This is a genomic window from Brevundimonas sp. FV1ps31S, from assembly GCF_058681265.1.
The window spans coordinates 1,911,088-1,921,911 of the sequence record NZ_CM178735.1 but is presented as its reverse complement, the minus strand read 5'-3'; the positions used below and the strand labels follow the sequence as shown (position 1 = coordinate 1,921,911).

The window sequence follows — 10,824 nt, the reverse complement described above, 5'->3', positions numbered from 1 at the left end:
AATGAAGGCCTGTCTGCCTCACCCCACCGCCGCGTCGCCCCAGATGGCGCGCAGCTGTTGGGGCCGGCGGCAGCCCTGGCGATAGGCTTCGTAGTGGGCGTGGTGGCGGCGGGCGTAGTCCTGGTGCTCCGGCCCGGCGGGCCAGAACCTCTGGACCCTGACGACCGGGGTGGTGAAGCTCTTGCCCAGCACCCGCATCGCCGCGTCGCGCGACGCGACCGCCGCCGCGCGCTGATCGGCCGTGGCGAAGACGGCTGTGCGATACGACGGTCCCTGATCGCAGAACTGTCCGTCCGGATCGGTCGGATCAATGGTGCGCCAGTAGCGGTCGACCAGGGCGCGATAGGTGACCACGCGCGGATCGAAAGTCACCTGGACCGCCTCCATATGGCCGGTCCCGCCGCGCACCACCTGCTCATAGGTCGGGTTGGCCGTATGGCCCCCGACGAAGCCTGACACGGCCGAACGAACGCCGGGCAGGCCGTCGAACGCCTTTTCCTCGGACCAGAAACAGCCGCCGGCGAAGACGGCGGTCTGGGTGACGGGCGGGTTCTGCGCGTCGGCGCGGCCCAGCGGCGACAGGCCGGCGATCAGCGACAGGGCCAGGGCGGCGGCGAGGGTGCGGGTCTTGGGCATGGGACATCTCCCTTTCTCCAAAGCCCATACGATGCGCCCGGGCGATTGGTTTCAACCCGTCCCGCCTGGGGCTAAGAGCGGGGGTTGACGAGAACAATGAGGGAACATAGAACAAGTCAGGAACATTGATCGATCTGGGGATAAGACCATGCCGCGTTTGATGAGAGATCTGCTGTCGCTTGCATCGTGCGGCGGCTTCGTCTGGATGGCCTGGCAGGCGGCCCTGATGGTCACCTCGGTCTGACTGCATGTTTGGCGGTTTGGCGGTTTGTCGCCCTGTTTTTACGACATGATGCGACCCGCCATTGGTGCGCTGACCGAGTCGGGGTCTTATCTGCGGTCTAGCTGAAGGAGTGGACGGGTGAGCGCGGCAGAAGGTCAGGGTTTCGTCCATTTGCGGGTCCGCTCGGCCTATTCGCTGCTGGAGGGCGCGATCAAGGCCGGCAAGCTGGGCAAGCTGGCGGCCGATGCGGGCATGCCGGCCGTGGCCATCGCCGATCGGTCCAATCTGTTCGGCGCGCTCGAGTTCAGCCAGTACACCAAGGACGCGGGCGTCCAGCCGATCGTCGCCTGTGCGCTTCCGGTCCTGGGCATCGGCGGCCAGCAGGCCGTCCGTTGGGCCAAGACCCCGACTGTGGTTCTGCTGGCCCAGAACGAGGCGGGCTGGCGCAATCTGTGCGCCCTGTCGTCCTCGGCCTATCTGGACGCCGGCGAGATGGCAGAGCCCGGCGTGGCCTGGAGCCTGATCGAGGCGCGGTCCGAAGGCGTGATCCTGTTGTCGGGTGGACCGGACGGCCCGGTCGATCCCCTGTTCGCCCAGGGCAAGACGGCGGAGGCGGCGGCCGCCCTGGCGACGATGAAATCCGTCTTCGGCGACCGCTTCTATGTCGAGCTTCAGCGCCACGGCCTGGACGACGAACGGCGGGCCGAGCCGGGTCTGGTCGAATGGGCCTATGCCAACGACGTCCCCCTGGTCGCCACCAATGACGTCTATTACGCCAAGGCGGCCCAGGCGAAGTCCCACGACGCCCTGCTGTGCATCGCCGACGGCGCCTTCACCGGCCAGGAAGACCGCCGCCGCATCACCGGGGAACACTGGTTCAAGTCGGCCGAGGCCATGCGGACCCTGTTCGCCGACCTGCCCGAGGCCTGCGACAACACCATCGACATCGCCCGGCGCTGCGCCTTCCTGGTCAAGACCCACGCCCCCATCCTGCCGCGCTTCGACACCGGGGCGGGGCGGTCCGAGGCCGACGAACTGGCCCACCAGGCGCGCGAGGGGCTGAAGGTCCGGCTGAGCCAGACCACGCCGGCCGTGCCGGTCGAGGAATACTGGAGCCGGCTGGAGTGGGAGGTCGGCATCATCCAGCAGATGGGCTTCCCCGGCTATTTCCTGATCGTGTCGGACTTCATCAAATGGGCCAAGGAGCACGGCATCCCGGTGGGGCCGGGGCGGGGCTCCGGGGCCGGGTCGCTGGTCGCCTGGTCCCTGACCATCACCGATCTGGACCCCTTGCGGTTCGGCCTGCTGTTCGAGCGGTTCCTGAACCCCGAACGGGTCTCCATGCCCGACTTCGACATCGACTTCTGCCAGGAGCGGCGCGAAGAGGTGATCGACTATGTCCAGGCCCACTACGGCAAGGACCGGGTCGCCCAGATCATCACCTTCGGCACGCTTCAGGCGCGGGCCGTGCTGCGCGACGTCGGCCGGGTGCTGCAGATGCCGCTGGGCCAGGTGGACCGGCTCTGCAAGATGGTGCCGAACAACCCGGCCGCCCCGGTCACCCTGGCCCAGGCCATCGACCTCGAGCCGCGCCTGAAGGAGGCGAGGGACGCCGAGCCGGCGGTCCGCACCCTGCTGGAAACCGCGCTGGAGCTGGAGGGGCTGTATCGCAACGCCTCGACCCACGCCGCCGGCATCGTCATCGGCGACCGGCCCCTGGTCGAACTGGTGCCCCTGTACCAGGATCCGCGCTCCACCATCCCGGCCTCCCAGTTCAACATGAAATGGGTCGAGCCGGCGGGTCTGGTGAAGTTCGACTTCCTGGGTCTGAAGACCCTGACCGTGCTGGACCGGGCCCGCGGCTATCTGGAACGGCGCGGGGCGGCGCCGGACTGGAGCGGCCTGCCGCTGGACGACGCCCGCACCTATGAACTGATGGCCTCTGGCCAGACGGTCGGGGTGTTCCAGCTGGAATCCCAGGGCATGCGCGACACCCTGCGCAAGATGCGCTGCGGTTCCATCGAGGAGATCACCGCCCTGATCTCGCTGTATCGGCCGGGGCCGATGGAGATGATCGACACCTATATCGACCGGAAATTCGGCCGGGCCGAGGTCGACTATCTGCACCCCAGCCTGAAAGAGGTGCTGACCGAAACCTACGGGGTCATCATCTACCAGGAACAGGTGATGAAGATCGCCCAGATCCTGGCCGGCTACAGCCTGGGCGAGGCCGACCTGCTGCGTCGCGCCATGGGCAAGAAGAAGAAGGAGGAGATGGACTTCCAGCGGGCGCGCTTCATCAAGGGCGCGCTGGAGAAGACCGTCCCCGAGACCCAGTCCGGTTCGATTTTCGACCTGGTGGCCAAGTTCGCCGGCTATGGTTTCAACAAGTCGCACGCCGCCGCCTATGCGCTGATCTCGTTCCAGACGGGCTGGCTGAAGGCCAACCATCCGGTCGAGTTCTTTGCGGCGTCCATGAGCCTGGACCTGTCGAACACCGACAAGCTGGCGGTCTTCTATCAGGACGCCAAACGGTTCGACGTGCCGGTGCTGCCGCCCGATCTCAACCGGTCCTCGGCCGACTTCGACGTGACCTGGGACGACAGCCGGGGCTCGGTCCTCTATGCCCTGGGGGCCATCCGCAACGTGGGCCTCGAGGCGATGCGCCACGTGATCGAGGTGCGCCAGACCGGCGGTCGGTTCGCCGACATCTTCGACTTCCTCGAGCGGGTCGATCCGCGCAGCGTCAACAAGCGCGCGTTGGAAGGCCTGGCCAAGGCCGGCGCCTTCGACAGCATCCATCCCAACCGCCGCCAGCTGGTCGAACAGGCCGACGTCCTGATGGCCTATTGCCAGAGCGTAGCCGCTGAACGGGCCTCGTCCCAGGTCAGTCTGTTCGGCGGCGATCAGGCCCATGTCGGTCGGCCCCGGCTGAAGAGCGTCGAACCCTGGGTCGGGCCGGAACGTCTGGACCATGAACTGTCGGCGGTAGGCTTCTATCTGTCGGGCCACCCGCTGGACGAGATGACCTCAGCCCTGAAGCGCAAGCGGGTCACCTTCGTCGCCGAGGCCATTCCCCTGGCGGAATCCGGCCACGAGGCTTTCCAGATGGCGGGGGTGGTGCGCCGCAAGCAGGAGCGCGCCAGCGCCCGCACCGGCGAGAAGTTCGCCTTCGTCACCTTCTCGGACCCGACCGGTGAGTTCGAATGCCTGTTCCCGCCGGAACAGTTGCGCAAATGCCGTGAGGTGCTGGAGCCGGGCGCCTCGGTCATGGTGCGGGTCCGCGCCAAGTCGTCCGAGGGCGAGGTCCGCTTCTTCGGCGATGACGCCAGCCGGATGGACAATCTTCTGGACGACGCCAACATCGGGCTTCGCATCCACGTCTCGGCCCGCACCGCCGATGCCGAGGCCCTGAAGGCGCGTCTGGAACGGGCGCGCTCGGGCGCCATCGGCAAGGGCGGCGAGGTGTCGCTGATCGCCTCGCTGGAGGGGCTTCAGGAAGTCGAGGTCAAACTGCCCGGCCGTTACCGCCTCGACGGCGCCCTGCGCGGCGCGCTGAAGTCAGCGCCGGGCGTGCTGATGTTGGAGGAGGCCTGATGATCGCCCTCATCCTGACCGCCGCCCTGTTGGCCGCCGTCTCCGATCCCGCACCCAACGCGACCGCGGCTGCGCCCGCCGTCAGGAGCCCCGTCATGTCCCACGCCGTCGGAACCTTCGACGTCCAGATCACGCCCGTCGCGCCCGACTCTGAAGCGCCCGCCGGCGCCCCGGGCCGCATGCTGCTGGCCAAGACCTTCCACGGCGCGTTTGAAGGCGGCGGCTCAGGCGAGATGCTCGGCCTCTTGGCTGGTGGATCCGGCGCCTATGTCGCCATGGAGCGGGTGACGGGCGTGCTGGATGGCCGCCGTGGGTCCTTCGCCATGGTCCATCGCGGCGTGATGGACGCCGGTGCGCAGGACCTCCTGATCACCGTCGTCCCCGGTTCGGGCGAGGGTGAACTGGCCGGCATCAGCGGCGTCTTCCATCTGACCATTGCCGAGGGCGAACACCGCTACGACCTGGAATACAGCCTGCCCGACGCCCCTTGAGAGTGATCAGGCCTCGCCGGGGGAGTTCAACAGCCGTCCATAACTGTCCACCAGGCTGGTATAGACCGGTACGAAGATCACCGCCGTCGACCCGCCCGAGGTCACCGGCGCCTTGATCTCGAAGTGCAGATGGATCGTCGTCGCGTTCCCGCCGAAGTCGGCCGAGACCGTGCCGATCTTCTGGCCCCGGGTTACGGCCTGCCCCTCATGGATCAGGGCCCGCACGCCCGGCATGTCCATGTGCAGATAGCGGTAGATCCGACCACTGGCCCCCTGGATGAACACAGTGTAGCTGCCGATCGAGGTCACCGTGCCGGACTCGGCCGCCACCACGGCGTGGACCTTCTTCACACAGGTCGCGGGCCGAATGTCCTGCCCCTGGTGCCCCTTGCCGCGGGGGCACATGCCGTTGGTCCAAGACCGGCTTTCGCAGAAGTTGTCTCGCCACGGATAGGCGTAGTTCCGATTATCGCACTGCCCGCCTGGCCCCGGCGCCTGATAGCCGCCGTAGCCGTAGACCTGGGAGTTGGCGAAGGCCGGCGCCGCCTCGATGGGAAACCGCATCACCGGCGCCCACAGGGTGACGTCCGTCGCCCCGGCCCCAGACCCTGGGTAAAGGCTCCCGGCGGGTTCGTGCGGCCAGGTGACGGGCTCAGGCGCCGGATTGGGCGGCGGTTCAGCCGGCGCGACGGGAGGCGAGGATGGCGCAGCCGGTGCGTCGGCCGGCGGCGTTGCCTGGCCGCATCCCGATGGTGAACAGGCGGCGAGCAGCAGAAGGGCAGGGATGGCCAGACGTTTCACTGTCCGCCTCCGCCCAGCAGTTGCAGAGACGCAGCGAAGGCCAAGGCGGCCGCCTCCGTACAGTCTGGCGGCCCCATGGAGTCACAGACGAAGGTCAGATTATAGGCGGCGCCGAACCGGACAAAGGCGACGTCTACGCCATATTCTGTCTGTTCGGTATGGAGCTGCGTGAGGCCACGCTCCGCCGCAGGCGCGGGCGCCCGCACCAAGGCTCGAGTTTGCGGGATGACGGCGAGGGGGGGCGCTGCGCCCGCCGGTGACTGAAGCGCGCGGATCGAGCCGAAAATCTCGACGATCAAGCCCTCTTTGCGGACCACCAACGTGTACTGGCGGTCGCCAGGATAGAAGCGGGCGCCGCGTAGCAGGCCGAGATCGGCGGGGCCTAGCACTGGGACGGGCGAGGCCTCGATCTGCGATAAGAGCGGGGCCGTTGCTCTGTCCTGGGCCAGAACGCGGCGGAGCCGCCCCGCCAAGGGGTCTTGTCGCGCGAGAGCGACCGCGGTCTGGTCCGCGCGACTGCGGGTGAGGGGAACCTCCGCCGGCGCCGGGCCCCCAGGTGGCGGTCGGTTCGCCTGCTGAGGCTGCGCCTGTGTCCACGCAACGCCGGCCCCGAGAGCCGCCGCCGCAAAAATCGCCCCCAGGCTGGCCCGCCAAGCCATAGCCGCATCCCCCATTCTTCAGGTCAGGATATCATTGTTTGGTGAAGTGGGCGAGGGTCGGAATGCCCGGATTGGATATAGCTAAGCTTATGAAATCGTGGAACCTCGTTGTGGCGGAGGGGTTTTGAGGGTCTCAAGGGAGACAACCAATGAAGAATATTCTTATCGCCGGCGCGGCGTCGCTGGCTCTTCTTGCGGCCTGTAACCAGGGCGACGACACTGCGGCTCAGAACACCAGCGAGGCTGTCAACGCGACGCAGGACGCGGCCGCCGGCATGGTGGGCCAGACCTCTGCCGCCACTCTGGGCGCCAACACCGTCGATGGCTTCGTCACGAACTTGGCGGAAGGCAATATGTACGAGATCGAGGCGGCCCGTATCGCCCAGACCAAGTCCAACAACGCCGACGTCAAGGCTCTGGCCTCGATGATCGAGGAGGACCATACGGCCGCCGGCGAAAAGCTGCGATCAACGGCTTCCACCGCCGCACCCGACGTCACCATGCCGACGATGCTGGACCAGCGCCGCCAGGGCATGATCGACAATCTGAACGCCGCGGCGCCTGACGATTTCAATAAGGTCTATCTGGATCAGCAGGTGGCCGCTCACAACGAGACTTTGACGCTGCTGAACGGCTTCTCGGACAACTCCGACGCCCCGGCCCTCGCGACCTTGGCGCGGGAGATGATCCCCACCATCACGAAGCATCGCGACCGGGCCCAGGCCTTGGTCAACGCCATGTAGTTTGATCCCCCGTGTTCAAGACGAGGGCGGTCCCGCAAGGGGCCGCCTTTCGTCTTTCTGGACGCGGCGCTTGCTATTGCGGGCCATCCCGCCTACATGGCCCCCGCACTTCGCAACGCGGGCGAGGCGCGTTTCGGGGAGACATCCCGACACGCTCCATTCCGAGGGTCCTCAGACCTTTAATCCCCGCGCCACGTTTGATCGGAAAAAGGAACTAACGATCATGGCTCTGCCTGAATTCTCTATGCGCACCCTGCTTGAAGCAGGCGCTCACTTCGGCCACCAGACTCACCGCTGGAACCCGAAGATGGATCGCTACATCTTCGGCTCGCGCTCGAACATCCACATCATCGACCTGTCGCAGACGATGCCGCTGTTCCACCAGGCTCTGGTGGCCGTGCGTGACGTCGCCGCCAAGGGCGGCCGCGTCCTGTTCGTCGGCACCAAGCGCCAGGCCGCCGATCCGGTCGCCGAAGCCGCCAAGCGCTGCGCCCAGTACTATATGAACAACCGCTGGCTCGGCGGCACGCTGACCAACTGGCGCACCGTCTCGGGCTCGATCGCCCGTCTGCGCGAGCTGGAAGGCATCCTCGAGAACGGCGGCGAAGGCCGCGTCAAGAAGGAGCTGCTGAACCTGCAGCGCGAGAAGGACAAGCTGGAACTGTCGCTGGGCGGCATCAAGGACATGGGTTCGATCCCGGACATCATGTTCGTGATCGACACCAACAAGGAAGCGATCGCGATCCAGGAAGCCCGCAAGCTGAACATCCCGATCATCGCCATCCTGGACACCAACTCGGACCCGGACGGCATCACCTATCCGGTCCCCGGCAACGACGACGCCGCTCGCGCCATCCAGACCTACTGCGACCTGATCGCCGACGCCGTCCTGGACGGTCTGGCGGCCGGCGCGTCGGCCTCGGGCGTCGACCTGGGCGCTGCGATCAATCCGGAAGAGCCCATGCTGCGTGAAGCCTCGACCCCGGTCGAAGCCGACGCCGCGCCGGCCGGCACGGAAGAAGTCGCCGCTGAGATGCTGGCCTCGGACGACACCTCGGCCAACACCGAAGCTCTGGACGCGGTCGAGACCGAACAGGCTGCAGGCTAAACGCCTGACGGTCATTCCTTTGACGCCATGCTTGCCGCGCCGCGGCTCGCGACTTGAGCGTCATTCTGAAGGCCGTGGTTTGAACTGACACACGGCCGGGCTAAGTCAGCCCGGCCGTTCCCACATACGAAATCCCCCAAGGAGAAGAACATGGCCGAGATCACTGCCGCCCTCGTGAAGGAACTTCGCGAGCGTTCGGGCGTCGGCATGATGGACTGCAAGAAGGCGCTGGTCGAAAACGACGGCAATATCGAAGCAGCGATCGACTGGCTGCGCGCCAAGGGCCTGTCCAAGGCCGCCAAGAAGGCCGACCGCGTCGCCGCTGAAGGCCTGGTCGCCGTTGCGTCGAAGGAAGACGGCAAGGGCGAAGTCGCCGCCGCCATCGAGTTCAATGCGGAGACCGACTTCGTCGCCCGCAACGAGCTGTTCCAGAACGCCGCCAAGTCGTTCGCCCAACTGGGCCTGGAGCATCACTCGGTCGAGGCCCTGCACGGCGCTGAGCTGGAAGTTGGCAAGACGGTCCAGGACGAAGTGACGAACATGATCGCCACCATTGGCGAGAACATGCAACTGCGCCGCGCCGCCCGCCTGTCGGTGTCGGAAGGCGTTGTCTCGACCTATGTCCACAACGCGGTGTCGCCGGGCGTGGGCCGTATCGGCGTGCTGGTCGCCCTGGAAGGCGAGGGCGACAAGACCGCTCTTCGCGAACTGGGTCGCAAGATCGCCATGCACGTGGCCGCCACGGCCCCGCTGTCGCTCAACACCGACGACCTAGACCCCGCCGCCATCGAGAAGGAACGCACCGTTCTGACCGAAAAGGCCAAGGAAGAAGGTCGCCCGGAAGCCATGATCGCCAAGATCGTCGAAGGCCAGATCAACAAGTTCCAAAAGGACGTGGTGCTGTCCAAGCAGCCCTTCGTCATGGATCCGGACGTGACCATCGAACAGCTGGTCGCCAACTCGGCCAAGGAACTGGGCTCCTCCAACCTGCACCTGGCCGGCTTCGTCCGCCTGGCCCTGGGTGAAGGCGTCGAGAAGGTCGAAGGCCCCGACTTCGCGTCGGAAGTCGCCTCCATGATGGGCGGCAACTAAGAAACCTTCCCCTCATTCGTGAGGGTTTTGTATCAGAAGGGCGCGTTCGGCTTTGATGGCCGGCGCGCCCTTCGTCTATAAGAAGTCGCCTGATTCAAAGGCGCCGCAGTCAAACGGACCCCCGCCGCATGCCCGACGCCCCCGCCAATTTTCGCTACAAGCGCGTCCTGCTCAAGGTCTCCGGCGAAGTTCTGATGGGTGATCAGACCTTCGGCGTCGACATGAAGACCGTGGACACCGTGGCCAAGGCCGTGGCCCAGGTGGCGGCCGAGGGCGTGGAGATCTGTCTGGTGATCGGCGGCGGCAACATCTTCCGCGGCCTGTCCAAGGCGGCGGCGGGCATGGAGCGCGCCCAGGCCGATTATATGGGCATGCTGGCCACCATCATGAACGCCCTGGCCATGCAGTCGGCGCTGGAGAAGATCGGCGTCTCGACCCGCGTGCAGAGCGCCATTCCGATGGCCGCCATCGCCGAACCCTACATCCGCCGCCGCGCCCTGCGTCATCTCGAGAAGGGCCGCGTGGTCATCTTCGCCGCCGGCGTCGGCGCGCCCTTCTTCACGACGGATTCGGGCGCGGCCCTTCGCGCGGCTGAAATGGGCTGCGACGCCCTGCTGAAGGGCACCAGCGTGGACGGCGTCTATACCGCCGATCCCAAGAAGGATCCGACCGCGACCCGCTATGAAACCCTGACCTATCAGGAGGTTCTGGCCCAGGACCTGCGTGTGATGGACGCCTCCGCCATCGCCATGATGCGCGACACGGGTATTCCGATCGTCGTCTTCTCGATCCGGGAAGACGACTCCCTGCGCCGCGCCCTGACCGGCGAAGGCACCTGCACCATCATCCAGGACCGCGCCTGATCGTTCGAACGACTCGTTCAAGACAAGAGAGACCAAGACCATGGCAAAGCCCGAAGTGAAAACCTATCGCGACCGTATGGAGAAGGCGGTCGTGGCGCTGAAGGAAGAGTTCAGCGGCCTGCGCACCGGACGCGCCAACGCCGGCTTGCTGGAGCCCGTGCGGGTCGAGGCCTATGGATCGGCCTCGCCGCTGTCGGCCGTCGCCGCCATCAGCGTGCCCGAGCCGCGGATGATTTCCGTGAACGTCTGGGACAAGGGTATGGTGGTCGCGGTCGAAAAGGCCATTCGCAACGCCAACCTGGGCCTGAACCCGATCGTCGACGGCCAGACCCTGCGCATCCCCGTGCCGCCCCTGACCGAGGAACGCCGCAAGGATCTGGTCAAGCTGGCCGGAAAATACACCGAGCAACAGAAGATCGCCGTGCGCAACGTGCGCCGCGACGCCAATGACGATCTGAAGAAGGCCGAGAAAGCCGGCGAGATCAGCCAGGACGAACAGAAGAAGCTGGAGGCGGACATCCAGAAGGAGACGGACGCCGCCATCAAGCGCATCGACGAGGCCTTGAAGACCAAGGAACAAGAGATCATGCAGGTCTGAGGCGGATCGGCTG

The 10,824-nt window shown here is 66.3% G+C and carries 10 protein-coding genes; 7 read left to right on the top strand and 3 right to left on the bottom strand.

The window, feature by feature from the left end; translation table 11 throughout:
- Window positions 1–18: 18 nt before the first annotated feature.
- Window positions 19–636: a peptide-methionine (S)-S-oxide reductase MsrA gene (gene msrA / locus ACVPT3_RS09075; protein WP_492040592.1), complete on the bottom strand. Its 618-nt coding sequence runs from the start codon at window positions 634–636 to the stop codon at window positions 19–21.
- Window positions 637–997: 361 nt separating this feature from the next.
- On the opposite strand from msrA, the gene dnaE reads away from it, so the two are divergent.
- Window positions 998–4,456 (top strand): DNA polymerase III subunit alpha, encoded by a 3,459-nt coding sequence (gene dnaE, locus ACVPT3_RS09070; protein ID WP_492040591.1) that lies wholly within the window; start codon window positions 998–1,000, stop codon window positions 4,454–4,456.
- Window positions 4,456–4,947, top strand: a complete 492-nt coding sequence (locus tag ACVPT3_RS09065) for a DUF3224 domain-containing protein (protein ID WP_492040590.1) — start codon at window positions 4,456–4,458, stop codon at window positions 4,945–4,947. Before dnaE ends, ACVPT3_RS09065 begins: the two co-directional genes overlap by 1 nt.
- Window positions 4,948–4,953: 6 nt before the next feature.
- Here the strand turns inward: ACVPT3_RS09065 and ACVPT3_RS09060 are convergent, their stop codons facing one another.
- Together ACVPT3_RS09060 and ACVPT3_RS09055 are read right to left on the bottom strand one after the other, a co-directional pair.
- Window positions 4,954–5,511, bottom strand: a complete 558-nt coding sequence (locus ACVPT3_RS09060; RefSeq protein ID WP_492040589.1) for a M23 family metallopeptidase — start codon at window positions 5,509–5,511, stop codon at window positions 4,954–4,956.
- A gap of 233 nt (window positions 5,512–5,744) precedes the next feature.
- Window positions 5,745–6,137 carry a hypothetical protein gene (locus ACVPT3_RS09055; protein ID WP_492040588.1) on the bottom strand — a complete coding sequence of 131 codons (393 nt, stop codon included), beginning with the start codon at window positions 6,135–6,137 and terminating at the stop codon, window positions 5,745–5,747.
- Between the two features lie 419 nt (window positions 6,138–6,556).
- Between ACVPT3_RS09055 and ACVPT3_RS09050 the strand changes: the two genes are divergently transcribed.
- The 5 genes from ACVPT3_RS09050 to frr all read left to right on the top strand — a co-directional run bounded on the left by ACVPT3_RS09050 (window position 6,557) and on the right by frr (window position 10,811).
- On the top strand, window positions 6,557–7,150 hold the full coding sequence (locus tag ACVPT3_RS09050; protein ID WP_492040587.1) for a DUF4142 domain-containing protein: 594 nt from the start codon (window positions 6,557–6,559) through the stop codon (window positions 7,148–7,150).
- Between the two features lie 223 nt (window positions 7,151–7,373).
- Complete coding sequence (gene rpsB / locus ACVPT3_RS09045) at window positions 7,374–8,258, top strand: 30S ribosomal protein S2 (RefSeq protein ID WP_492040586.1); 885 nt, start codon at window positions 7,374–7,376, stop codon at window positions 8,256–8,258.
- Between the two features lie 150 nt (window positions 8,259–8,408).
- On the top strand, window positions 8,409–9,350 hold the full coding sequence (gene tsf / locus ACVPT3_RS09040) for a translation elongation factor Ts (RefSeq protein WP_492040585.1): 942 nt from the start codon (window positions 8,409–8,411) through the stop codon (window positions 9,348–9,350).
- A gap of 128 nt (window positions 9,351–9,478) precedes the next feature.
- Window positions 9,479–10,213, top strand: coding sequence for a UMP kinase (gene pyrH, locus ACVPT3_RS09035; RefSeq protein ID WP_492040584.1), 735 nt, complete (start codon window positions 9,479–9,481; stop codon window positions 10,211–10,213).
- A 40-nt stretch (window positions 10,214–10,253) separates the two neighbouring features.
- Complete coding sequence (gene frr, locus ACVPT3_RS09030) at window positions 10,254–10,811, top strand: ribosome recycling factor (protein WP_008263615.1); 558 nt, start codon at window positions 10,254–10,256, stop codon at window positions 10,809–10,811.
- Window positions 10,812–10,824 lie beyond the last annotated feature (13 nt).